Annotated in this window: 19 protein-coding genes; 11 read left to right on the forward strand and 8 right to left on the reverse strand. The window is 55.3% G+C overall.

The genetic code is table 11. The features are described 5' to 3' along the window. Position 1 precedes the first annotated feature (1 nt). Both ACQG22_RS04430 and ACQG22_RS04435 read left to right on the forward strand, forming a co-directional pair. Complete coding sequence (locus tag ACQG22_RS04430; protein WP_047352045.1) at positions 2–934, forward strand: ACP S-malonyltransferase; 933 nt, start codon at positions 2–4, stop codon at positions 932–934. Between the two features lie 58 nt (positions 935–992). Beyond that, positions 993–1,946, forward strand: a complete 954-nt coding sequence (locus tag ACQG22_RS04435; protein WP_369706922.1) for a hypothetical protein — start codon at positions 993–995, stop codon at positions 1,944–1,946. A 73-nt stretch (positions 1,947–2,019) separates the two neighbouring features. Here ACQG22_RS04435 and ACQG22_RS04440 read toward each other — a convergent pair whose 3' ends face one another. The 5 genes from ACQG22_RS04440 to ACQG22_RS04460 form a co-directional block, all read right to left on the reverse strand. Next, positions 2,020–3,741, reverse strand: a complete 1,722-nt coding sequence (locus ACQG22_RS04440) for a TolC family protein (protein ID WP_130626616.1) — start codon at positions 3,739–3,741, stop codon at positions 2,020–2,022. Between the two features lie 4 nt (positions 3,742–3,745). Further along, positions 3,746–5,098, reverse strand: coding sequence for an HlyD family type I secretion periplasmic adaptor subunit (locus tag ACQG22_RS04445; RefSeq protein ID WP_013095714.1), 1,353 nt, complete (start codon positions 5,096–5,098; stop codon positions 3,746–3,748). Then, positions 5,095–7,344, reverse strand: coding sequence for a type I secretion system permease/ATPase (locus ACQG22_RS04450; protein WP_369706923.1), 2,250 nt, complete (start codon positions 7,342–7,344; stop codon positions 5,095–5,097). Before ACQG22_RS04450 ends, ACQG22_RS04445 begins: the two co-directional genes overlap by 4 nt. Positions 7,345–7,602: 258 nt before the next feature. Beyond that, positions 7,603–8,238 (reverse strand): hypothetical protein, encoded by a 636-nt coding sequence (locus ACQG22_RS04455; RefSeq protein WP_023620482.1) that lies wholly within the window; start codon positions 8,236–8,238, stop codon positions 7,603–7,605. Between the two features lie 155 nt (positions 8,239–8,393). Beyond that, positions 8,394–9,056, reverse strand: coding sequence for a helix-turn-helix transcriptional regulator (locus ACQG22_RS04460; RefSeq protein WP_102752170.1), 663 nt, complete (start codon positions 9,054–9,056; stop codon positions 8,394–8,396). A gap of 810 nt (positions 9,057–9,866) precedes the next feature. Here ACQG22_RS04460 and ACQG22_RS04465 point away from each other — a divergent pair. Genes ACQG22_RS04465 through ACQG22_RS04495 form a run of 7 tightly spaced genes read left to right on the forward strand, consistent with a single transcriptional unit; the run spans position 9,867 to position 17,641 of the window. Then, on the forward strand, positions 9,867–10,586 hold the full coding sequence (locus ACQG22_RS04465; protein WP_013095718.1) for a FadR/GntR family transcriptional regulator: 720 nt from the start codon (positions 9,867–9,869) through the stop codon (positions 10,584–10,586). Beyond that, positions 10,583–11,596 carry an ABC transporter ATP-binding protein gene (locus tag ACQG22_RS04470; RefSeq protein ID WP_058651596.1) on the forward strand — a complete coding sequence of 338 codons (1,014 nt, stop codon included), beginning with the start codon at positions 10,583–10,585 and terminating at the stop codon, positions 11,594–11,596. Before ACQG22_RS04465 ends, ACQG22_RS04470 begins: the two co-directional genes overlap by 4 nt. Then, positions 11,593–12,672, forward strand: coding sequence for an ABC transporter ATP-binding protein (locus tag ACQG22_RS04475; RefSeq protein ID WP_369706574.1), 1,080 nt, complete (start codon positions 11,593–11,595; stop codon positions 12,670–12,672). The genes ACQG22_RS04470 and ACQG22_RS04475 overlap by 4 nt, the downstream gene beginning before the upstream one ends. Positions 12,673–12,677: 5 nt before the next feature. Beyond that, positions 12,678–14,192: an ABC transporter substrate-binding protein gene (locus ACQG22_RS04480; RefSeq protein ID WP_013095721.1), complete on the forward strand. Its 1,515-nt coding sequence runs from the start codon at positions 12,678–12,680 to the stop codon at positions 14,190–14,192. A gap of 18 nt (positions 14,193–14,210) precedes the next feature. Further along, positions 14,211–15,152: an ABC transporter permease gene (locus tag ACQG22_RS04485; protein ID WP_013095722.1), complete on the forward strand. Its 942-nt coding sequence runs from the start codon at positions 14,211–14,213 to the stop codon at positions 15,150–15,152. Positions 15,153–15,154: 2 nt separating this feature from the next. After that, positions 15,155–16,030 (forward strand): ABC transporter permease, encoded by an 876-nt coding sequence (locus tag ACQG22_RS04490; RefSeq protein WP_102752171.1) that lies wholly within the window; start codon positions 15,155–15,157, stop codon positions 16,028–16,030. Positions 16,031–16,039: 9 nt separating this feature from the next. Then, positions 16,040–17,641 carry a gamma-glutamyltransferase family protein gene (locus ACQG22_RS04495; RefSeq protein WP_369706604.1) on the forward strand — a complete coding sequence of 534 codons (1,602 nt, stop codon included), beginning with the start codon at positions 16,040–16,042 and terminating at the stop codon, positions 17,639–17,641. Between the two features lie 84 nt (positions 17,642–17,725). On the opposite strand, the gene ACQG22_RS04500 is transcribed toward ACQG22_RS04495, so the two are convergent. Both ACQG22_RS04500 and fadE read right to left on the reverse strand, forming a co-directional pair. Next, the gene (locus ACQG22_RS04500) at positions 17,726–18,496 is read right to left on the reverse strand and encodes an amidohydrolase (protein ID WP_029882429.1); all 771 of its coding nucleotides are present in this window, start codon (positions 18,494–18,496) and stop codon (positions 17,726–17,728) included. A 107-nt stretch (positions 18,497–18,603) separates the two neighbouring features. After that, positions 18,604–21,048 carry an acyl-CoA dehydrogenase FadE gene (fadE, locus tag ACQG22_RS04505; protein ID WP_369706575.1) on the reverse strand — a complete coding sequence of 815 codons (2,445 nt, stop codon included), beginning with the start codon at positions 21,046–21,048 and terminating at the stop codon, positions 18,604–18,606. Between the two features lie 239 nt (positions 21,049–21,287). Between fadE and lpcA the strand changes: the two genes are divergently transcribed. After that, positions 21,288–21,866: a D-sedoheptulose 7-phosphate isomerase gene (gene lpcA, locus ACQG22_RS04510; protein ID WP_013095727.1), complete on the forward strand. Its 579-nt coding sequence runs from the start codon at positions 21,288–21,290 to the stop codon at positions 21,864–21,866. A 53-nt stretch (positions 21,867–21,919) separates the two neighbouring features. Beyond that, entirely contained in the window at positions 21,920–22,687 is a 768-nt protein-coding gene (locus ACQG22_RS04515) for a class II glutamine amidotransferase (protein WP_013095728.1), read from the forward strand. Here the strand turns inward: ACQG22_RS04515 and dpaA are convergent. Further along, complete coding sequence (gene dpaA, locus ACQG22_RS04520; RefSeq protein WP_013095729.1) at positions 22,658–23,398, reverse strand: peptidoglycan meso-diaminopimelic acid protein amidase; 741 nt, start codon at positions 23,396–23,398, stop codon at positions 22,658–22,660. The two genes, ACQG22_RS04515 and dpaA, sit on opposite strands and share 30 nt — an antisense overlap. Between the last annotated feature and the right edge of the window lie 241 nt (positions 23,399–23,639).

Here is a 23,639-nt window from a genome sequence, read left to right on the forward strand (position 1 = left end):
TATGACGCTTGATAATCCATCGCAGCCTGTGGTGCTGCTGTTTTCCGGCCAGGGAAACCCGGTGATTGGTATGGGCAGCGATCTGTGGGATCTCAATGCAACGACGAAACAGATCTGGGATTGTGCCAGCGATGTGTCGGGTCTCGATCTGCGCCGACTCTGCCTTAAGGGGCCGATGAACAGGCTGATCCAGACCACGGTACAACAGCTGGCCGTTACGGCGATCAACGTATCGCTTTATAGCCTCTGCCGCGAGCGCTTCCCGGCGCTGCGCGTCGTGGGTGCCTGCGGCCATAGCGTTGGCGAATACAGTGCCCTGTACGCGGCAGGCGCGATCTCGCTGGAGACCCTGTTCCGTACGCTGCATTTTCGCGCCAGCACCATGGATGCGGTGAGTAAAAAGCAGAAAGGCGCGATGCTGGCGCTGAAGGGGGCCGATTTTGCCACGCTGAGTGACATCATCACCCGTTCCGGGATCGCGCTGGATATCAGCTGCGACAATACCCCGCGTCAGCAGGTGATTGGCGGGACCCCGTCTGCGCTGAGTGATTTTGCCAAAGTGCTGGCCGATGAAGGCTATGAGCCGATCAAGCTCGGCGTCAGCGGGGCCTGGCATACCCGTTTAATGGCTGAGGGCGTGCAATTGATGCGTGACTTCCTGGCGGGACAGCCCTTCACCTCGCCAGCCTATGACGTGCTGATGAATGTGACCGCCAGAGTCGAAACGGTGCCCGACAATATCAAAGAGAACCTCTCCCTGCATCTGACGCAGACGGTGAAATGGGCCGATTCCATGGCCAGATTCATCCATCATCCAGACCAGCCGCTGTTCCTGGAGATGAGCAACAAACCCTATCTGGGACAGATGCTAAATGATTTTTCCGGTTTTTCTGCCGGGCGTGTCCTGCACTGCAGAAAAGTGTTAGGGATGTAATGGCCGAGCTATGATTCCAGATTATTTAACCTTCATCCGCTATCAGGATAAAAGGAACGTGCTTTTTATCTATATCGTGACGTTTATCCTGCTGGGCTTTTACTGGAAAAATGCCGGTTTCTCTTTTTCCCGGCAGGATGCCTGGGTCGCGAGCGGTATTTTCGCGCTGATCGGGTATAGCTTCATTGCCGACCTTAAGGCCTTCTGGGCCTATAAATGCGTCGTCAAGAATGTTGATTTGTCGGTATTTGTCGGCAAAGAGAGCCCGAAAACGAATTCGGTCATCTTCGAACCGTTCGTTGTGCTTGCCGTCTCGATCCTGATTTTCGCGGGCATCACGGGGCTCTTCCTTGCGCTGACCACGCCAGGCATCACGCTGCTGATCATGGTTTTCGTGGCGCCGCTGATTATCTGGGGGATCTTTGCCGCACTGCGCCATGTCTATATTCAGCAGGTCGTTGCCTCAGCCAGAGACAAGGCAAAATACACGCAGCTTTCACAGTATGTGGCCGCTGCTGTCGTGATGAGTGTGGTGATGAATCTCCTGACCATCAGCCCCTTACGCAACAGTGCGCAGTTTGATCTCTATGGGCGCTACTTCACCTTAACCGCCATCATCACCATGGTGGTGCTCTGCGTGGTGGTGCTGGCAATCAATCTGCTGTTCTTGCGCTTTACCCGACGCTATGTGTTTCTGGGCCATCTGTTCCTTAACGAGATTGATCTCTATTTCTCCCCGTCAATCCCGTGGAGGACGCTGTCAGAGAAACCATTATGGCTGCGGCTGGTGATGCTGGTGGGTGTGGAATGTGTCTGGTCGGCTGTTATCGGCGTGCTGCTTACGCTTTCGGGATGGCAGGTCTGGTTTGAGGTCTATTTCCTGCTTTGCTATCTGCCATGTCTGGTGTACTACACGCTGCACACCTGGTGGAAATGGCATACCGATTTTATGATGTCGAGCGATATGTATCTGCGCTGGGCGGAGATCAGCAGAGAGGACACCCCCTGGTAGTCGCCTTCTGAAAGAGATAAAAAAGCCAGACCCTCATCACTGACGGTCTGGCTTTTTATTACGTCTGTTTCGCTTAGCTCATTTTCATCCATGACAGCAGCATGGAGGCGCTGGCAATGACGTTAATGTTGGAAATATAGCCGTCGTAGCGGTTGTTAATGGCAGAAAGCTGATTATTAAAATGATCGTTTTCTGCCGTCAGCACGTCGAGCAAGGTGCGTTTGCCAAGGTGATACCACTGTTCGTAGAACATACGACGCACCCGATCCGTTTCACTTGTCAGGCGATCGTAATCATCGGCGCGCAGGAAAGAGGAGTCACGTACCTGAATCTGATAGTTAATCTGATACTCCAGATCTTTGTAACTCACTTCATATTGCTGCTGCGCCATATTGGCTTTCGCCCGTGCCGACATCTCAGCGGCACGCTGAGAGCCGCCGCTAAACGCCTCCCACTCGACGTTTAAGCCCGTATACCAACCCGCTTCGTTGCCGTTGCTGTCTTTGGCGGTGCTTTTGGAGATGACCCAGTTCACCTGCGGCAGGGCCGACGATTTAATGCTTTCTGCCTCATACTCCGCCGCCCGGACTTTGGACTGCAGGTTCAGCATCATCGGGTTTTTATCCAGCCCAGAAAGCGCCACCGACGCCGGGATGACCGTGTCGTGCCAGCTTATGCCTTCCGGTAATTCAGGCTCGATCCCCAGCAGACGCACCAGTTTGATTTTGCTGGCACTCAGCTGATGCTCAATATTGTCGAGACTCGCCTGGGCCGACATCAGTTTTGCTTTGGCCTGCACCAGTTCACTCTCTCTGCCGCGGTCTGCCTGGGTAATTTGCGACAGCATGGTGACCAGCTCTTTCATGCGGCCAACATACTGTTTCGCCACAACCTTACTGTGCTGGTAACGCCCCATGTTCATCAGCTCGGACACGGTGTTGTAGGCCAGCTGTTCGCGGGAATACTCTTTTGAATAACGGGCTGCTTTTGCCGTTTCCAGAGAGTTGTCCACCTGGTTACTGATCCTTCCCCAGTCAATAATCGGCGTATTAACGGAGACCGTGCCGCTAGAGTCGCTGATATGGCTATTGTTGGATGACGACTGGCGATCGCCGCCCACGGTCGACAGCGGCGAGGTTACGCCCAGACGTACCTGGGGCATGCGCTGGCCTTTTACCTGATCGACCATGTAGTCAGACGCCATCACCTCTGCTGAGGCGGCCCGCAGTTCCGGGCTATACGCCAGCGCTCTGGCCACCATGCTGCGCAGGAAAACAAGCGAATCCTGACTGCCGGCACGGTAGCCCTGCGACATGCCGCTGATGGCTTGACGCGCACTGCCGTCACGACGCACCCCGGCGTACGCCGGGTCCGGTTTGTAATACTCGGTGACGGGCGGGAAGAAGTCTGCGTTTTTCTTTAGCGCAGCCCGGCTTTCCGCCGGTTTTGACGGGGCGGGGGCAAACTCCCTGGCTGTCGGTGCAGAGGCGTAACGTTCAGGGCGCGCAGTGGCTTGCGTTGGCATCGCCTTTTGCGTACTGACGTATTGCGACTGGGTACGCATGGCGGGCAGCGAACGCGGCGATGCCGCACTGTGCGACACCGTCCGCTGCACAGGCTGCACTTCGCGGTTGAGCTGTGACTGTGTGCGCATCGGCGGCAATGACGCCAGGCTGCTTTTAGCCTGAGCAATGTCAGCCGCGTGCAGCGGAATGACAAAAGAAGAGCAGGGCAAGCAGAGTGCAACTGCGGTTGCTACCCTTGCCCAACGACGCTCTTTACGTGCCTTAACCATATAATTATCTCTCCCTGAAGGCTTCGCGCGCTTTCAGTATCGGTTTGAGGATGTAAGACAAAATGGTCTTCTCCCCCGTTCTGATTTCTACGTTTGCCACCATTCCCGGCATGATCGGGAATGACTTGTCTTTTACCTGTAACGCGGCACGGTCGGTGCGGACGAACACCCGGTAATAGGTAGAATCTCCACGCCCCTGACGGGCTTTCTCTTCATCGATCAGGGTGTCTGAACTGAGGTGTTCAACGACACCGTTTAATCCGCCATAAATGGCATAGTCGTAGGCGGTAATTTTTACCGTGGCGGGCAGGCCCGGATGGATAAAGGCCACATCAGAGGGTTTGATTTTGGCTTCAACCAGCAGGTTATCTTCAAGCGGAATGAGGGTCATGATCTCCGCCCCCTGCTGAATGACGCCGCCACGGGTTGTCACCCGGATGTTGTTGACGGTGCCGCGCACGGGCGCCACCACCGTGGTACGGTTCATCACGTCCTGGCGTCCGCGCAGAATTTCTTCCGCCTGCGCCAGCTCGGATTCCAGTCGGTTCAGTTCGCTGTTGGCATCAGAGCGGAAGCGGTTGGTACGCTCAGTGATCTGCAGGCTGAATTCGTTCGCCTGGCGCTTGAGGCGCAGGATTTCGACATCCGACATTAACCCTCTGCGCGCCAGCGGCTCCGACAGACTGACCTCGTTTTGCGCCAGCGTCAGGCTCCGTTTTAAGGCCTCTACGCTTTCATTCAGGGTTTTCAGGCGGGCGTTATAGGCCTGGGTCTCATCACGCACGATTGACTCAATCCCGGCGATATCTGGCGGGAAGGTCAGTGGCGTGTCGTAGGCTTCCGCCCTGAGACGGGCAATGCTGCCTTTCAGCCCCTGCACTTTGGACAACGATTCGCCATAGCTGGCCCCGGCGCGAGTCGGGTCAATCTTCAGCAGAATCTGGCCTTTCTCGACAATGTCGCCTTCCTGCACGTTCAGCTCTTCAAGAATGCCGCCTTCCAGGCTCTGAATGAGCTGCTCGCGGCTGGCGGGGATCACTTTTCCGTCGCCACGGGTAATCTCCTCAACCCGGGCGAAATGCGCCCAGACCAGCGCCACCACCACAACCAGGGTGATGGTGTAGAGCATGATCATGCTGAAAGGGGTCTTCTGTGCGATCAGCGCGCCCTGCAGGTCGTGCATGAATTTCAGATCGTCGGCTTTCACTTTCCCCGTTGGCTGTGCGGGGTGTAATGCCAGCCCGGTGCCCGCTCTCTGCGTAGCATTCACGTTTTCCAGTGCCGTTGAGGGTACGCCTGCATCCGTTTCGGCCTCTCCCTTTGAGGCGTTATGATTCACTTCGTCCTCGTTCATCATTCATTCACACCTTGTTTCTGTTGCTTCTCTTCGACTGAATGCATTGCTTGCTTTTTCTTCATGACATTCTCATTCAGGCTGGCCATCACCTGATCTTTGGGACCGTCTTTCACTACGTGTCCGTCTTCCATGACGATCAGACGCTCTACCAGGCTCAGTACGGACATGCGGTGGGTCACAATGACCAGCGTTTGTCCTTGCGTCGCTTCTTTGAGCCGACGAAGGAACAGGGTTTCCGTCATCGCATCCATTGAGCTGGTGGGTTCATCCATCAGCAAAATCTTTGGCCGCAGCAACAGGCAGCGGGCGAGGGCGACGAGCTGTTTTTGTCCACCGGAAAGGCAATTGCCCATTTCGCCGATAGGCATGTCAAAACCCAGTGGATGTCTGGCCGCCACGTGATCAAGCCCGGTCAGGCGAACCACCCGCAGAAACTCTTCCGTGCTCACGCCCGGGTTGCCAATGATGATGTTATGGCGCAGGGTGCCGTAAAACAGGCGGCAGTCCTGCCCTACGTAACCCACCGCAGCGCGCCAGTCGGCGGGATCAACCTGTGTCGCATCCACACCATCAATGAAAAGCTGTCCGCTGCTCTGCTGGTACAGGCGCGCCATCACGCGCAGCAGGGTCGACTTACCGCTGCCAATTTTGCCCAGCACGGCCACCTGCTCCCCGGCCTCGATGTTGATATTGATATTGTCCAGAATGCGTGGCGCGACCATCATTCCCGGTACCGGATAGGTAAACCCCACCTTTTTCAGACGCAGGCTGCCGGTGAAATTGGGCGTCGGCAGATAATTGATCAGCGCATCGCGCTCGGTCGGCGTTTCCATCAGCTGGTTAAGGGATTTCAGCGCGGTTTTAGCGTGCTGATAACGCAGCGCCAGACCGACCACGGAGGCCAGAGGCGCGAGCGAACGGCTGGAGAGGATCACCACCCCAATCATGGCCCCCATGGTCAGCTCTCCGGCGTGGATTAAATAGACGCCGAGCACCACGATGCAGACGGTGGTGATTTGCTGCACAAAAGAGACAAAGTTGGTGGTCAGCATGGAGAGATAGCGGGTTTTCATCGAGGACGCTGCAGCCAGTGCGCTGAAATCATTCCAGCGCTTTTGCATCACCCCTTCGCCCTGAGCGGCTTTTAAGGCCTCAAGCCCTTCGATGCTCTCGATCAGCAGACCCTGCTTAAGCGAAATTTCCCGGACGTTTTCTTCCATGTAGCGACCCAGCGGCCACTGGATAATGACGCTGACAATCAAAATCAGTGGCATGGCGACCAGCGGTACAACGGCCAGTGGGCCGCCAATCATGTAAATGATGAACATGAACAGCAGACAGAATGGCAAATCGGACAGCGTGGCGAGGGTCGCAGAGGTGATAAAGTCGCGGACGGCCTCAAAATCGCGTAACTGGTTCGCAAAGGTTCCGGAGGATTGCGGCTTGTATTCCATACGCATCGACATCACCTGGCGAAACAGCTTCGCTCCGAGGATCAGATCTGCTTTTTTACCGGCGATGTCGATCAAATAGGCGCGGATTTGTCGGCTGGCAAATTCAAAAATAATGGCAATCACCACGCCAATCGCCAGCGACCACAGGGTGACGTACGCCTGGGTGGGGATCACGCGGTCATAGACGTTCATGGTGAAGAAGGTACCGGCCAGCGTAAGAATGTTCGCCAGCAGCGCCGCCAGTGCCGCGCTGTAGAAGTAATGCCGGTAGCGCCACAGCGTCGAATAGAGCCAGTGACCTTCATCCTTGGCTTTCGGTAACAGCTGGTCTTCAGCACGCGCGTCCAGCGTGGGTTTTGGCGTCGTCACAAGGGCATAACCGCCATAAGCCTCGTGTAAATCCGCCTCTGCAACGAGGAGCGTTCCGTCGTTTTCAGGTACCACAATCTGATACGTATGTTGCCCGCGCTTTCCCTTGCGTGCGGTAAGAATGCAGTATGTCCCGTCTTTGCGTGCAATAAGCAAAGGGAACAGCCAGGAGGAAAGCGAATTCAGATCGCGCTTAACCCAACCGGCGGATATGCCTATCTGCTCAAGCATACGTAATGCCATTTCAGGCTCCAGCTTGTCGCTTTTTGGCAGGCCTGCATACAGCACCTCTTTGCTGGCATACTTAGAATGATGCCCACAAAGCCATTCAACGCCCCACAGAAGAGAATCTTTTTCAGGGGCTTCAATATCATCAAGAGTATGCTCTGAATTAATTTTTACCGTGGAGAGATGCGTATTCATTTTGAATTCAGACCTGTAGTTGCGTTCCTCACTTAGAATTAAAAAGTAAAGAATATGTTATTTAAAAACGACCAGGGGCATCCGTAAATACAACGGGTGACGCGGGTGGATTATGTAAAAATACAAGCACTGGTAATATCGTAGTGTAGGGTTTTATCCCTCTTACACACAATAAGGAAAAGTAACTGTTCCTTTAAGAATACTCTACGTCATATTTGCTATGCTGATGTTTTAACGTCTCTTTCTTACGTGGACGTATTAGCTCGCCAGTCTTGAAATGGGAACGCCCAGCTTTGTTTCAATTCTTATTTTCATGGCGTAAATGTTTTTGACATTCGTGGCATTTTTCATGGCAATCTTTTTAGGCAGTTGGCCCTTATACAGTTCAGAAAAGAGTGCATATTCATTTGCGCTAAGTTTGGCTCTTTTTTCTGAAGGCCGTATTATTTTTCCCATAAAGGACTGACTGATCTTCATTTTGATATCCTCGGCCAGGTCATCATGAAAAATGACCGTACTGATGATCGTGTCTGCCGTGTCGTTGTAGAACCAGTAGTGGGCAATGGCCGCCATTTTTTTATCGGTGATCAGAATCAGGCGCGAGTTTCTGAACTGAGCTAACCAATTGTTTGATAAGAAGTAATTTATATTTTTGTAATTAAAGTCTATCACGACAATGGGTTGTGAAATTATTTTTGAATTAATATCAGCAAAGTATTGTAAAATGCCTTCTATCAGAAATGAGTTATTTTCTGGCCAAATATAAAACTCGGCTCCCGAACATTCATCGCACTTTGTGCTGCGAATAGAGGCATAGGCGCATTTATGCACACATCCGTAACAACGCATAGTGTAGTTGTCATTCTCATTTTGTTTAATAGTAATAATGTTCATGTGATCAAACGCTACGCGTCGATATAATATATGTAAAATATTATGTAATATATCAACAATCAGATTAATTATGCATTACGGAAAAACACGAGTGACAGTCAGAGTACGCTCTGTTCGTCCAGGAATTTTCGACAGAGTGTATTGTCAGTTTTACACTAACTTGCAAGCCGTGTGATGGACACGCCCAGCTTGCGTTCAATTCGGTTCTTCATGGCGTAGGTGTTTTTTACACTGGTGCCGTTCCGGTAGGCGATTTTCTTTGGCGACCATCCGTTAAAGAGGAATGAAAACAGGCTGTATTCATTCTGACTCAGTTTGGGTCTGTTACCTGTCGGTTTAATCGTTTTAGCCAGGAACGTTTTTTTCAGTTTCGTCGAGACTTCTTCTGCGCTATCGTCATAAAAGATAATTGAACTGATAGTGGTTTCTAACGTGTCGTTGTAAAACCAGTAGTGCGCAATTGCCGTCATCTTTTTATCAGTGACAAGAATCAGTCTCATGTTTTTGAACTGATCTAACCAGTTTTCAGATAAAAAATAATTGATGTTTTTATGACTGAAGTCGATGATGACAACCGGCTGCGAAATATATTTATCATTTACCTCGCCAAAGTGATGACGAATGCCTTCAACCAAAAAGGTATTATTATCAGGCCAGATATAATATTCAAGCGCGTGGCAATCACGGTTTTGGCCATCTTCAGACGTATTAAAGCGGCATTGCTTTTCGCAACCATAACAACGCATGTCAGGGGTATGACAAACGGGTTGTCCACCCGTATGAGATAAATGGCCAGGATTGTTAGTTGCACAGTACATATTATACCTCACACGCGATGTTTTCTTACGTTAATGATATTAAACCGGAGTCTGACAAACGCCGTCGTTCTTTAGGAATAATCATATGCTGGACCAGGCAATAATCTTAATTAAATAGTCTGAACTGACTATTATGAATGCGATTTAAGAACTAATTTTATATAAAACAATGGGTTGCATAAGTTCTTAAATGAGAGTGAGATTCATTTATTTTTATCTAAAATGCTGTAATTGTTGTTTTTTGGTTAATTTTTGGCAGAGTCGTTTACTTTCTGAAATACCGGGTGAAAGACACGGTTTAATAAGCCGAAAAAGCACGGACTTTATTAACTAAAGTAAGCGGCGTGAAGCAATAAAATACGCATTTAATATAGCCGCAGAAAATAGTTGTCCTGTTTATAAAGCGTATTATTTACCTGTTTCTTGTGACTCGCCGTCCGTTATATCAGTGCCCGGCGTTACCAACCGGCGGCATCTTTGCCTTTTTTATCGGTTACATAATCTTTAGTTAACAAAGAATATACATAACTAGTGCATTTATTTAACATTTGATCGTTTTTGGTGCGTTTGTTGCACTATTTTTGTGCAGATAGCGGGGTGGCTAATGTGCTGGCGCAACGTTTGACGTGCCAGTTTGTTTTTGATGTTCTGCTTATAAATTAACAGGTTATCACCCTTTATACTGCGAAATTTTGAACCAATATAAAATTGGTTCGTTTATTGCTTAATCATTAGCACGATAAGTAGCGCCTCATATCAATAACTTATCGTTAATAACAATAAAGTCATGATGAAAGCGAGCGAACCAATATGGAAAAACCGTCACGGTTTCTGGCAAATTCCAGCACCGCGCTTGAACAATTGCGCGGTCTTATTCACCAGCACGAGTCAACACCAGGCCTTCCGCTGCCCACGGAACGTGAGCTGTCGGAAACTCTCGGCGTAGGACGACGTGAAGTACGCCGTGCGCTGGATGTGCTGGAAGAAGAGGGGCGGATCTGGCGTAAGCAGGGCAAAGGTACCTTTATTGGTCCTGCTGCGCCTGTGGAACCGCTGGCCCTTCAGGGATTGGTTCAGCAAACCAACCTTCTGGAAGTGATGGAAGCTCGTCTACAGCTCGAACCCGGCTTAGCCCGGCTTGCGGCACTGCGTGCCACCAGGGAAAACCTCGCGCTCATGCAGCGCATGCTGGAACGCATTGATAAGGTCAGCCCGGACGACCGCGATCTGAATGAACTGTGGGACAGCGCCTTTCACCGCGCCATAGCGGAGGCCGCAGGCAATCGCCTGATGCTCGGTCTTTTTGATGCCATTGATGCCGTCAGGCGTGAGCCAGGCTGGCAGCATTTGCGTGAGCTTGCCCGAACCCCCGAACGGGTCGATGTCTACAACGACCATCATCATAAAATCATGTCCGCGATTATCCATCGCCAGCCCAACGAAGCAGCGGCCGCCATGCGCGAACATCTGCTTAGCCTGCAAAACGCCCTGATACAGGCGATCCACCTTGAGGACGACATCACGCTATGACGACGATTCCGTTTAAGGAAGCCACTCCGGTACTGCGCCTGCAAAACCTCAACGTTAAGTTCGCCGGATCGCCGGTGAGCGTGCTTGACGGTATCTCGCTGACGGTCAAAGCGGGTGAAACGCTGGCGCTGGTGGGGGAGTCCGGCTGCGGGAAAAGTATCACCTCCTTAGCGCTGATGGGGCTATTGCCCGCCAGCGCGCAGATTGTCAGCGGCGATATGCAGTTTCGTCGCCACGATTTGCGAAAGCTCTCCCCGCGGGAATATGCCGATCTCCGCGGTAACGAGCTGGCGATGATTTTCCAGGAGCCGATGACGTCGCTCAACCCCGCCTTTACCCTTGGGGACCAGCTCAGCGAAGCGGTTATGCGCCATCAGAACGTTTCGCGTGCGCAGGCGATGAATACCGCGCTGCAAATCCTGGAGAAGGTGCAGATCCCGGCGGCAGAGATGCGCCTGAAAGCGTATCCGCACCAGCTTTCTGGCGGCATGCGCCAGCGCGTGATGATTGCGATGGCGCTGATTAACCATCCGCGTTTGTTGATTGCCGACGAGCCGACCACCGCACTGGACGTCACCATTCAGGCGCAAATCCTCGCGCTGCTCAACACCTTAAAAGAGGAGACCGGTACGGCGGTGCTGATGATCACCCATGATTTAGGCGTGGTGGCGGAAGTGGCGCAGCAGGTGGCGGTGATGTATGCCGGGCAGGTGGTGGAGCAGGGGAGCGTCGAGGCCATCTTTGCCGATCCGCAGCACCCGTACACCATTGGTCTGATGGGCTCTATTCCGTCCGCGGGCGCGCGTAAAGGGCCGCTCGCCACCATTCCCGGCGCGGTTCCCCTGGCGGAATCCATGCCGAAAGGCTGCCGCTTTGCGACCCGCTGCCCCTTTGCGCAAACACGCTGCCATAACGAAAAACCGTCGCTCGCGGCGCAGGGGGCTGACCATCTGGTCGCCTGCTTCCGCGTGCCGCTGGAACAACACATTGCGCTGGGAGAGATCGCATGACCACGCCCATTCTTGAAGCCCGTGACCTGAGCAAGCGCTTCCCCGGCCCGAAGAAACTGTTTACTCCAGCCCGCTTTGTGACGGCGGTGGATCGCGTCTCCCTCTCCGTGATGCCCGGCGAAACGCTGGCGATTGTCGGGGAGTCCGGGTCCGGCAAATCCACGCTCGGCCGTCTGCTGCTGCGTTTGCTAGCCGCCAGCGAAGGACGCGTGTTTTATCAGGGGGAAGAGATCACACACGCCTCAGGAGCTCGTCTCAACCAGCTGCGCCGGGAATTACAGATTATTTTTCAGGATCCTTTTGCGTCGCTAAACCCGCGCATGACGGTTGAGCAGATTGTGGGTGAGCCGCTGTGGCTGCATCAGGAGATGAAAAAAGCCGATCGTCACTATCGCGTTGCGGAACTGCTTAAAACCGTGGGTCTGCCTGCCGCCTGGGCGGCGCGTTTTCCGCACGAGTTTTCAGGTGGGCAACGCCAGCGCATTGGTATTGCGCGTGCGCTGGCCTCCGGGCCAAAACTGCTGCTGGGTGACGAGCCCGTCTCGGCGCTGGATGTTTCCGTGCAGGCGCAGGTGATCAATCTGCTGGAAAGCCTGAAGCATCAACTGGGGCTAACGATGGTGATTGTTGCCCACGGCCTGGCGGTCATCCGCCATATGAGCGACCGCGTGGCAGTGATGTATCTCGGGCAGATCGTTGAGCTTGCCAGCGTCGACGAGATCTTTGACGCGCCTCTCCATCCTTACACCCAGGCGCTCATCGCCTCTGCACCGCAGATGCAGCCGGGCGCCCGACGCGCAGCCCCGTTGCTGCAAGGGGATTTACCGAACCCGGCCGATCCCCCGTCCGGATGCCGATTCCATACCCGTTGCCCGTATGCCACGGATGAATGTCGCCTTGCCAAGCCCATTAACCAGGTGCTGGAAGGCGGACGCCAGATTGCCTGCCACCGCTGGCAGGAGATTAACCGCGATCGCAGTGTTATCCAGATAGCACCGCCGTCTGCCGCCTTTCTGCGCCGCCGCGCGCTGTTTGAACACGCGGCCTCTCACTCCTCCCTTCCTTCAAGGAACTAATGATAATGACAATGCGTAATTCTCTTTTGACCGTACTGGGAAGTGTTATGTTGCTCGGCGCGGCGCTGCCCGCCCAGGCTGAAAGCGTGCTGCGAGTAGGGCTGGGTGCAGACCCGGACATGCTCGATCCGCATCTGGCGCGCACCTATTATGGCCGCTTCGTTTTTGCCTCCCTGTGCGACAGGCTGGTGGATGTGGACGAAAACCTGAAAGTGGTGCCGGGTCTGGCGAAAGAGTGGACCTGGAGCGAGGATGGCAAAACCCTGACCTTCAATTTGCGTGAAGGCGTCACCTTCCATGACGGCGAAAAATTCGATGCGGCAGCGGCAAAATATAACCTCGACCGGGCGCTGACCTTAAAAGGCTCTCTGCGTAAAAGTGAAATATCGTCCGTGGAGTCCGTTGAGGTCACCGGCCCGATGCAGATCGCCCTGCACCTGAAAACCCCCGATGCTGCCCTGTTAATGCAGCTCACCGACCGCGCCGGGGCGATGATGGCCCCCGAAGCGGCGAAAAAGCCGGACTTTGCCGCCCATCCCGTCTGCTCCGGTCCTTATAAGTTCGACAGCCGCGTCTCCCAGGATCGCATTGTTCTGACTCGTTTCGACAACTACTGGAATAAAGACGCTTACCACTTCGACAAGATCATCTACCTGCCGATCCCGGATGCCTCCGTGCGCCTGGCGAACCTGCGCGCGGGCGATCTCGATCTGACCGAGGGCATTGCTGCCAGCGACGTTAAAACCGTCGAAGCCGACAGCAAGCTGGCGCTGGCGAAGGTGACCGGCCTCGGGTATCAGGGCATCACCTTCAATATCAATAATGGCAAGGTGCCAGCGAACGATCCGTTCAAGGACGCCCGCGTGCGTGAAGCGTTCTCTCAGGCCATTGACCGCGATGCACTCAATCAGGTGGTCTTTGAGGGGCTGTATACGCCTGCCAACCAGCCGTTTTCGACGGTAAGCCCGTATCACGTCAACCTGCCGGTGCCCCCGCGTGACGTCGACAAGGCGAAAGCGCTGCTTAAAGCCGCAGGCGTCGCGACGCCGCTGAACGTGAATCTGCTGGTGCCGAACAACCCAACCTCGCAGCAGGTCGGCCAGGTATTGCAGGCGATGGTGGCTGAAGCGGGCTTTACCCTGAATCTGCAGATGACCGAGTTCGCCACGCTGCTCGATCGCCAGCAGAGCGGTGATTACCAGCTGAGCTTCTCCGGCTGGTCAGGACGCCCGGACCCGGATGGCAGCATCTACGGTTTTATCCACAGCAAAGGGACGCTTAACGACGGCCGTTACAGCAATGCGCAGGTCGATGAGTGGCTGACCCAGGCGCGTCTCAGCAACGATAAAGCCGTTCGCCAGCCGCTGTACGACAAGGTAGTGAAGCAGCTGCAAACCGACATGCCTGTTGCCTACCTCTACTTTGAGCCGCGTATTTTCGGCCTGAACAAAAGCGTGCAGGGCTTTAAGCCGTACCCGGACGGCATCGTGCGTCTGGCCGGTGTGACGCTGGCGAAATAACCGTCCCGAGGAGAGACCATGCTGGAACTGATTTGCAAACGTCTGCTGCTGGCCATTCCGACGCTATTGCTGGTGAGTATGATGGTGTTCGGGCTGCAGAAGCTGCTGCCCGGCGATCCGCTCATCGCCATGGCGGGCGAGGAGCGCGATCCGGCGGTGATCGCCCAGCTGCGCGCTGAGCTCAATCTGGATGCACCCATCCCGGTGCAGTATTTTCACTGGCTGACGCGCGCGCTGCAGGGCGATCTAGGGGTCTCCTTACGCACGCACGAACCGGTGACCGAGCTTATCGCCAGCAAACTGCCGGTCACGCTGGAGCTGTCGCTGCTGGCGATGATCATCGCCCTGGTGTTCGGCATCAGCATGGGGATCCTCGCGGCGGTGAACAAAAACAGCTGGGTCGATCACGGGGCGAACTTTGTGGCGATCTCCGGGATCTCGATACCGCACTTCTGGCTCGGGATCCTGCTGATACTGGTCTTCTCGGTCAATCTGCAGTGGCTGCCGGCGTCCGGGTTTGTGCCGTTTAGTGAAGATCCGGTGCAGAACCTGCGGACGTTGCTGCTGCCTGCCGCCGTGCTCGGCACCGGGCTGGCGGCCACGCTGATGCGCCATACCCGCGCCTCCATGATCGCCGTGCTCAAAGCTGACTACATCCGCACCGCGCGGGCCAAAGGGCTGCTGCCAAAAGCCGTCATTATCAAGCATGCGTTTCGCAACGCGCTGGTGCCGGTGATCACGCTTACCACGCTGCTGTTCGGCGAGCTGCTGGGCGGCGCGGTGCTGACCGAGCAGGTCTTCACCATTCCGGGATTTGGCAAAATGATCGTCGACTCGGTGTTTAACCGCGACTACGCGGTGGTGCAGGGCGTGGTGCTGATCGTGGCGATTGGCTTCCTGTTGCTGAACCTGCTGGCCGATGTGCTGTACGTTCTCATCAATCCGAAAATGCGAGGTTAACCATGGCGGAACTGACAACTCAAACCGTTGCGCCGGTTCTGCCCCGCGCGCAGAACCGGGTGCTGAAGAAATTTCTCGCCAATAAAAGCGCGGTGATCGGCGCGGTGATTGTGGGCTTCTTTGTGCTGGTGGCGCTGCTTGCACCGTGGATCGCGCCGTTCGATCCGGTGAAGGCGAATTTCCTCGCGGTGCGCAAAGCGCCCTCGGTGATGTACTGGTTCGGCACCGACGAGCTGGGGCGCGATATTTTATCCCGCATTATCTGGGGAGCCAGAACCTCGCTGATGGCGGGGTGTATGTCGGTGGTCATCGCCGTGGTCATCGGCGTGCCGCTGGGGCTGGTGGCTGGTTACTTTCAGAAGATGTGGGATGGGGTGATCTCACGCGTTATCGAAGCGCTGCTGGCCTGTCCGTTCCTGATCATGGCGATCGCCCTCGGGGCGTTTTTAGGGCCAAGCCTGACCAATGCCATGATCGCCATTGGCCTTTCCGCGATGCCGATCTTCGCCCGTCTCACGCGCGGCCAGGTGATCGCCATTCGCAACGAAGAGTACATCGACGGCGCGCGGGCGATAGGCCTGCCGGATCGCTGGATCATCATCAAATATGTCCTGCCGAACGTGATGTCACCCATTCTGGTGCAGGCCACGCTGGCCATTGCCTCGGCGATTATCGCCGAAGCCAGTCTCTCGTTTCTGGGTCTGGGGCAGCAGCCGCCGAACCCCTCCTGGGGCTCAATGCTTAACACCGCCAAAGGCTTCCTTGAGCAGGCGCCCTGGATGTCCGTCTTCCCCGGCGTGGCGATTTTCCTTGCCGTGCAGGGCTTTAATTTACTCGGCGACGGGCTGCGCGATGCGCTCGATCCGCGCCACGACTAAGGAGTCATGATGACCAAAGCGCTTGATTTTACGTCCGGTTACGCTTCACGACGCCCACCGATGATGGGCCATAACGCGGTTGCCACCTCGCAGCCGCTGGCGGCGCAGGCGGGGATGAAGATGCTGCAGCTGGGCGGCAACGCCGTTGATGCGGCTGTCGCCACCGCGATGGCGCTGACGGTGGTAGAACCCACCGGTAACGGGATTGGCAGCGATGCCTTCGGCATCGTCTGGGATGGCGAAAAGCTCCACGGCCTGAACGCCTCTGGCCGCTCGCCTGCGAGCTGGCATGCGGATCTGTTCGCTGGCAAAACGGCGATGCCGGAAATCGGCTGGGATGCGGTAACCGTGCCCGGTGCGGTATCGGGCTGGGTGGCGCTGGCGGAACGTTTTGGCACGCTGCCGCTGACCACGCTGGCGCAGCCTGCCATTGAGTATGCGCGTAACGGTTTCCCGGTTTCGCCGCTGATTGGCCATCTCTGGCAGCGCGGTTATAACAAACTCAAAGACCAGCCGGGCTTTAGCGCCTGCTTCGCACCGGAAGGCCGCGCCCCGCGCGTAGGGGAGATCTTCCGTAACCCGGCGCAGGCTAACTCGCTGGAGCTGATTGCAAAAACCAACGGCGAGGCGTTTTATCGGGGCGAGCTGGCGCAGAAAATTGCCGCCTTCGCCAAAGCGCACGGCGCACATCTGACGGCTGAGGATCTGGCGAACCATCGTGTGGACTGGGTGGAGCTGTTGTCGCGCGACTTTGCCGGCGGTTCGGTGCAGGAGCTGCCGCCGAACGGGCAGGGGATCGCCACGTTGATTGCGCTCGGCATTCTGGAGCAGTGCGGCATTGAGCACCATCATCCGGACTCCGTGCAATCCCTGCATTTATCCATTGAGGCGATGAAGCTGGCGCTGGCGGATCTCGACCGCTACGTGGCGGATGAAGCGCACATGGAGTTTGCGGCTAAAGAGCTGCTGAGCGACCATTATCTGAAATCGCGCGCGGCGCTTATCGATCCTGATAAAGCCTCGGATTTTGAGTACGGTTCGCCGACGCAGAGCGGCACGGTCTACATCAGCACCGCAGATGCCAGCGGGATGATGGTTTCGTTTATCCAGTCCAACTATATGGGCTTTGGTTCAGGGATTGTGGTACCGGATACCGGCATCAGCCTGCAAAACCGCGGCTGCGGATTTGTGCTGGATCCGAAGCACCCGAACGCGCTGGCGGGCAGCAAGCGTCCGTTCCACACCATCATTCCGGGTTTTGCGATGGACGGCAACGGCCAGCCGCTGATGTCTTTTGGTGTGATGGGTGGGCCAATGCAGGCGCAAGGGCATATGCAGATGGCGCTGCGCATCATGCTGCACGGGCAAAACCCGCAGGCAGCAATCGACGCCCCGCGCTGGCGCGTGGTGCAGGGCCGGGAGGTGATCGTCGAATCGACGTTCGATCGCAACACCATTGCTGCCCTGCGTGAACGTGGCCACCACATCGTCGTGGAAGATCCGCTCCAGGAGTATAACTTTGGCGGTGCGCAGGTGATTTACCGGATGCCGGAAGGGCACTACGTGGCCGCGACGGAGAGCCGCAAAGACGGGCAGGCGCTGGTGAGTTGATTAACGCCCGGTGGCGCTGCGCTTACCGGGCCTACGCTGTGCTTTTTGTAGGCCGGGTAAGGCATCGCCGCCACCCGGCTTTTTTCAGCCAATACTAAACGGATCCGCATCCTGCCAGGCGGGGAACTTCTCGCGATACTCCTTTAGCGCCGTCAACGACAGCTCGGCATCAATGCGCGTCGCCTGATGCGGTTCGGCGGTGGCGATGATCTCGCCCTGCGGATTCACCACCCGGCTATCGCCCCGGTAGTGATGTCCGTTGCCGTCTGTTCCCACGCGGTTACACCCCACCACGTACGCCTGGTTTTCAATTGCGCGTGCCACCAGCAGCGACTGCCAGTGCAGGGAGCGCGGCGCAGGCCAGTTGGCGACATACAGCGCCAGGTCGTAATCGTTGCGGTTGCGCGACCAGACCGGGAAGCGCAGGTCGTAGCAGACCAGCGGCAGAATACGCCAGCCGCGCCATTCAAACACCACGCGTTCGTTGCCGGCTTGATAATGATGATGCTCATCGGCCATGCGGAACAGGTGGCGCTTATCGTAAAAATGGACCTTCCCCTCCGGCTCAACCAGCAGGAAGCGGTTCACCGGGCCGCGTTCCGTTTGCAGGGCGGCGCTACCGGCGATCAGCGCGTTGGTCTGCTGCGCTTTGGCGTGCATCCAGGCGACCACCTCATCCTGCGGCATCGACTGTTGTGCGGCTTCCATCGCGAAGCCCGTGGTGAACATCTCCGGCAGGACAATCACATCGCGCCCGGTAATGCCTTCCAGTTGACGATCAAAGTGGCGCAGGTTGGCAGGGCCATCCATCCACACTAAAGGTTGCTGCAAAATAGAAATCTTCAGACCAGGCACAATTCAGACTCCTCAAACGACCCTTTTTGACACTGTAGCACGACATAAAGAGAAAAGATGGCAATAAAAAACCCCGCACGTGGCGGGGTTTTTCAGGACGAAACGCGTTAAGCGGCTTCAGGTTTGCGGTCTTTCTCCGGCAGCTTTACCGGCTGTGTTGCCAGCTCGTCCGGTTCGAAATCATCGACGTTAATGCTGCGCAGACGGCTCTCTTCGGCTTTCACCAGGAGTGCGGCTTCGCTGTTGTCAATGATGCCACCCGCCAGTGCCTGTTTCGCCAGTTCATCCAGGCGGGTAAACGGCAGGTTTTTGCCCAGCTGTTTACAGATCTTCTGGTGAATCGGGTCGGCGGCCATCACGTCCAGCAGCGCCTCTTCCAGCAGACCCACCGGGTTATGTGGCGTTGGCGCCAGATACTGACCTCGGCCGATACGTGAGCGGGTTGCACTCGGTACCTGCAGGATTTTCGCCACTTTATGATCCAGCTTGTCAGACGGCGCCAGATGATGACGACCGGTCGGGAAGATCGCCACGCGCAGGGCACCTGCCACCAGACGGTTAGGGAAGTTCACCAGCAGATCGTCAATCGCCTGCTCGGCCTGATACAGCGCATCCTGCACCCCCCAGTGCACCAGCGGCAGATCCGCTTCCTGACGGCCTTCGTCGTCGTAGCGTTTCAGTACCGCAGAAGCCAGGTAGAGCTGGCTCAGCACATCACCCAGACGGGCAGAGATGCGCTCGCGACGCTTCAGGCTACCGCCCAGCACTGCCATGGAGACGTCGGACAGCAGCGCCAGGTTGGCGCTCAGCCGGTTCAGATGCTGGTAATAACGTTTTGTCGCATCATGGGTTGGCGTGGCGCTGGTCAGCCCGCGGGTCAGACCCAGCCAGAAGCTGCGCACTTTATTGCTGCCTACATGACCGATATGTTTGAACAGCAGCTTGTCGAAGGCATCCACGTCGTTGTTCTGCGCGGCGGCCATCTCTTCCAGCACGTACGGATGGCAGCGAATCGCCCCCTGGCCGAAGATCATCATGCTGCGGGTCAGGATGTTTGCCCCTTCTACGGTGATGGCGATCGGTGCGCCCTGATAGCCACGCGCCAGGAAGTTGCCTTCGCCGAGCATAATGCCTTTACCACCTGCGATATCCATTGCATCAATGATCGACTGCTGTGCGCGGTGGGTGCAGTGGTACTTCACAATCGCGGACAGTACGGCCGGTTTTTCACCCAGCATAATGCCGTAGGTAATTAACGACGCGGCGGCATCCATCACGTAGGCGTTGCCTGCGATACGCGCCAGCGGCTCTTCGATCCCTTCCATCTTGCCGATGGAGATTTTGAACTGACGACGGATGTGCGCGTAGGCACCAATCCCCATCGCCACCGATTTCAGCCCGCCGGTTGAGTTCGACGGCAGGGTAATGCCGCGACCAACGGACAGACATTCCACCAGCATACGCCAGCCCTGACCGGCCATTTTCGGCCCACCGATGATGTAATCAATCGGGACAAAGATATCCTGACCGCGGGTCGGACCGTTCTGGAACGGCACGTTCAGCGGGAAGTGGCGACGACCAATTTCAACGCCCGGGGTAGAGGTGGGGATCAGCGCACAGGTAATGCCCAGATCTTCTTCACCACCCAGCAGTTTTTCCGGGTCGGAGAGTTTAAACGCAAGGCCCAGCACGGTAGCGACAGGCGCGAGCGTAATGTAGCGTTTGTTCCAGGTCAGGCGCATACCCAGCACCTGTTCGCCCTGCCATTCGCCCATGCAGACTACGCCGGTATCCGGGATGGCGCCTGCATCGGAACCCGCTTCCGGGCTGGTCAGTGCGAAGCATGGAATTTCCTGACCGCGTGCCAGACGCGGCAGATAGTGATCTTTCTGCTCTTTTGTACCGTAATGCTGCAGCAGTTCGCCCGGGCCTAAGGAGTTAGGTACGCCCACGGTGATCGCCAGGATCCCGGAGACGCCAGCCAGTTTTTGCAGCACGCGAGCCTGAGCGTACGCGGAGAATTCCAGACCGCCGTACTCTTTTTTGATGATCATCGCGAAGAAGCGATGCTCTTTCAGGTATGCCCACAGCTCCGGCGGCAGGTCGGCCATTTCATGGGTGATGGCAAAGTCATTGGCCATACGGCAGGCTTCTTCTACCGGGCCGTCAATAAAGGCTTGTTCTTCCGCTGTCAGACGCGGCTGCGGGTAGTTATGCAGTTTTTTCCAGTCCGGGTTGCCCTGGAACAGATCGCCTTCCCACCAGGTGGTACCGGCGTCAATCGCTTCTTTCTCGGTGCGCGACATCGGTGGCATCACTTTGCGGAAACCTTTGAACACCGGCGCGGAGATCATCGACTTACGCATCGGGGCAAAGTTAAACGGCAGAAGGATGATGGCCAGCGGCACTAAAAGCCAGATATTCCAGAGACCTGCGACGCCAAGCGCAGCCGTCCAGGCCAGAAGAATCAGGCTGCTCAGGAATAAACTTACACGGTGATAGAACAGCACACCGAGCAGGACAACGGTTGCGAGAATGCTCAAAATCATCATAAAGAAAAGCTCCCTTGCTTGTAGGAGGTCTGACCACTTGTGATGATATGGTTGTAGTTGATGTTATTTCCTTTAGCAATGTGTTTACAAAATAATTACAACCTGGTTCACATTGTTCGTTTGTTTGCCGGCACGAAAACGCAAAACGTCAGACGATTCGCATCCCTTTAGCTTCTCGCTTTTATTGCTATCCGGTACACTCCACTGTGTTATCTCATCAATACTGAAGGATTATCCTCATGTACCAGGATCTTATTCGTAACGAACTGAACGAAGCGGCGGAAACGCTGGCTAACTTTCTGAAAGATGATGCCAATATTCACGCTATTCAGCGCGCGGCGGTCCTGCTGGCCGACAGTTTCAAAGCCGGTGGCAAAGTGCTCTCCTGCGGTAACGGGGGGTCCCACTGCGACGCTATGCACTTCGCAGAAGAGCTGACCGGGCGTTATCGTGAAAACCGTCCGGGCTACCCGGCGATTGCGATCTCCGACGTGAGCCACATCTCCTGCGTGGGCAACGATTTCGGTTACGACTACATCTTCTCCCGCTACGTTGAAGCGGTTGGTCGTGAAGGTGACGTGCTGCTGGGTATCTCCACTTCGGGCAACTCTGGTAACGTGATCAAAGCGATTGCGGCGGCGCGTGAAAAAGGGATGAAAGTCATCACCCTGACGGGCAAAGATGGCGGTAAGATGGACGGTACCGCGGACGTTGAAATCCGTGTTCCGCACTTCGGTTATGCTGACCGCATTCAGGAAATTCACATCAAAGTGATCCACATCCTGATCCAGCTGATCGAAAAAGAGATGGTTAAGTAAGGCTTCGCTGGGGGGCACCGGTGCCCCCCGCAGTTGTGGAGTGGAGGTAATCTATGTGCGAACTGCTCGGGATGAGCGCCAATGTGCCAACCGATATCTGCTTTAGTTTCACCGGGCTGGTACAGCGCGGTGGGGGAACCGGGCCGCATAAAGACGGCTGGGGTATCACCTTCTACGAAGGCAAAGGGTGTCGCACGTTCAAGGATCCACAACCCAGCTTTAACTCACCGATTGCCAAGCTGGTGCAGGATTACCCCATTAAATCCTGTTCGGTCATCGCCCATATTCGTCAGGCAAACCGCGGCGAAGTGGCGCTCGAAAACACCCATCCGTTTACCCGTGAGCTGTGGGGCCGTAACTGGACCTACGCGCATAACGGGCAACTTACGGGCTATAAGTCGCTGGAGACCGGTAATTTTCGCCCGGTTGGCGAAACCGACAGCGAAAAAGCCTTTTGCTGGCTGCTGCATAAGCTGACAGAGCGTTATCCGCGCACCCCTGGCAACATGGCGGCGGTATTTAAATATATTGCGTCGCTGGCGTCTGAACTGCGCGAGAAGGGCGTGTTTAACATGCTGTTGTCTGACGGGCGCTATGTGATGGCGTTCTGCTCTACGAATCTCTTCTGGATCACCCGTCGTGCACCGTTTGGCGTGGCAAAACTGCTCGATCAGGATGTGGAAATTGATTTTCAGAAAGAGACCACACCAAATGATGTGGTCACTGTTATCGCCACGCAGCCGCTGACCGGCAACGAGACCTGGCAGAAGATTATGCCAGGCGAGTGGGTGTTATTTTGTCTCGGGGACCGTGTAATTTGATGCCAGCTGTGGGTGGACAACTTCGTGGCTCAGCGGTTTGCTGACCACATAACGGCCATCCACAACCGAGACGACAGGCGGCTTGTGCGTCTGCTCGAAATAGTCATAGCCCGGTTTTAGCTGTTTCCAGAAATCCGCGTAGTAAGAGTACTTGTGACGCGCCATGTTGGCATCGGTCATGCGGAACGGATAGATGCTGACCTGAACGTTTGGCTGACCAAAGACCAGTGCGCCCGTGACAAACTGGAAAATCTCATCAATGCCGGAATCGGTCATCGCGTAACAACCGATGGACACACAGGCACCGTGGATCATCAGATATTTACCTTCGTAACCGTGCGCACGGTCAAAGGCATTCGGGAAGCCGATATTAATCGCTTTATAGAAACGGCTATCCGGTTTTAGCTGGTTACGCTGAACGTTGTAAAACCCTTCCGGGCTTTTGAAATCGCCCTGACGCTGTTTTGGCCCCAGACCACCGGAATAGTTACAAATCTTGTAGCTGTCGAGCAGCTGATATGTCTCACCCATTTTCACAAACAGGTCGAGTGTGCGTTCTTCCTTGAAGATTTGAATATAAACGGGGGATCCCATTAGCTGCTGTTTATATTCTTTGCTCACAGGCGTGGTTGAACTGTTGCTGCTGAGCAGCCCGGCAAACGACACGCACGGAATCAGGAGCATCGCAATGAACAATGCGATTTTACGCATACTACAAGTTCCTTGATAAAACTAAGACCAACTTGCCAGAACGGCAAAAGAGACCCGAAATCAGATTAATCTGTTAGGAGCGCTCACATTAGCACCGCTATAGATTTTCGCAAGAGCGGAGCTGTTAGTTTACAAATTAGTTTTACTTTATAACCCATCAAAATCGCGCTGGCTCCAGGAACTTTGCGTATCAGTTCGCAATTTGACACCTGCAGCTGAGTTTTATCTGCCCGGAAAACGC

Origin of the sequence: Enterobacter cloacae complex sp. 309I3 (assembly GCF_050031595.1) — a bacterium.
GTDB classification, from domain to species: domain Bacteria; phylum Pseudomonadota; class Gammaproteobacteria; order Enterobacterales; family Enterobacteriaceae; genus Enterobacter; species Enterobacter cloacae.

What these genes read in the sequence shown, in the direction of transcription:
- ACQG22_RS04430 (WP_047352045.1), top strand. Translation starts at nt 2, where the DNA reads ATGACGCTTGATAATCCATCGCAGCCTGTGGTGCTGCTGTTTTCCGGC.
- ACQG22_RS04440 (WP_130626616.1), bottom strand. Translation starts at nt 3,741, where the DNA reads ATGGTTAAGGCACGTAAAGAGCGTCGTTGGGCAAGGGTAGCAACCGCA.
- ACQG22_RS04445 (WP_013095714.1), bottom strand. Translation starts at nt 5,098, where the DNA reads ATGATGAACGAGGACGAAGTGAATCATAACGCCTCAAAGGGAGAGGCC.
- ACQG22_RS04450 (WP_369706923.1), bottom strand. Translation starts at nt 7,344, where the DNA reads ATGAATACGCATCTCTCCACGGTAAAAATTAATTCAGAGCATACTCTT.
- ACQG22_RS04455 (WP_023620482.1), bottom strand. Translation starts at nt 8,238, where the DNA reads ATGAACATTATTACTATTAAACAAAATGAGAATGACAACTACACTATG.
- ACQG22_RS04460 (WP_102752170.1), bottom strand. Translation starts at nt 9,056, where the DNA reads ATGTACTGTGCAACTAACAATCCTGGCCATTTATCTCATACGGGTGGA.
- ACQG22_RS04465 (WP_013095718.1), top strand. Translation starts at nt 9,867, where the DNA reads ATGGAAAAACCGTCACGGTTTCTGGCAAATTCCAGCACCGCGCTTGAA.
- ACQG22_RS04470 (WP_058651596.1), top strand. Translation starts at nt 10,583, where the DNA reads ATGACGACGATTCCGTTTAAGGAAGCCACTCCGGTACTGCGCCTGCAA.
- ACQG22_RS04475 (WP_369706574.1), top strand. Translation starts at nt 11,593, where the DNA reads ATGACCACGCCCATTCTTGAAGCCCGTGACCTGAGCAAGCGCTTCCCC.
- ACQG22_RS04480 (WP_013095721.1), top strand. Translation starts at nt 12,678, where the DNA reads ATGACAATGCGTAATTCTCTTTTGACCGTACTGGGAAGTGTTATGTTG.
- ACQG22_RS04485 (WP_013095722.1), top strand. Translation starts at nt 14,211, where the DNA reads ATGCTGGAACTGATTTGCAAACGTCTGCTGCTGGCCATTCCGACGCTA.
- ACQG22_RS04490 (WP_102752171.1), top strand. Translation starts at nt 15,155, where the DNA reads ATGGCGGAACTGACAACTCAAACCGTTGCGCCGGTTCTGCCCCGCGCG.
- ACQG22_RS04495 (WP_369706604.1), top strand. Translation starts at nt 16,040, where the DNA reads ATGACCAAAGCGCTTGATTTTACGTCCGGTTACGCTTCACGACGCCCA.
- fadE (WP_369706575.1), bottom strand. Translation starts at nt 21,048, where the DNA reads ATGATGATTTTGAGCATTCTCGCAACCGTTGTCCTGCTCGGTGTGCTG.
- lpcA (WP_013095727.1), top strand. Translation starts at nt 21,288, where the DNA reads ATGTACCAGGATCTTATTCGTAACGAACTGAACGAAGCGGCGGAAACG.
- ACQG22_RS04515 (WP_013095728.1), top strand. Translation starts at nt 21,920, where the DNA reads ATGTGCGAACTGCTCGGGATGAGCGCCAATGTGCCAACCGATATCTGC.
- dpaA (WP_013095729.1), bottom strand. Translation starts at nt 23,398, where the DNA reads ATGCGTAAAATCGCATTGTTCATTGCGATGCTCCTGATTCCGTGCGTG.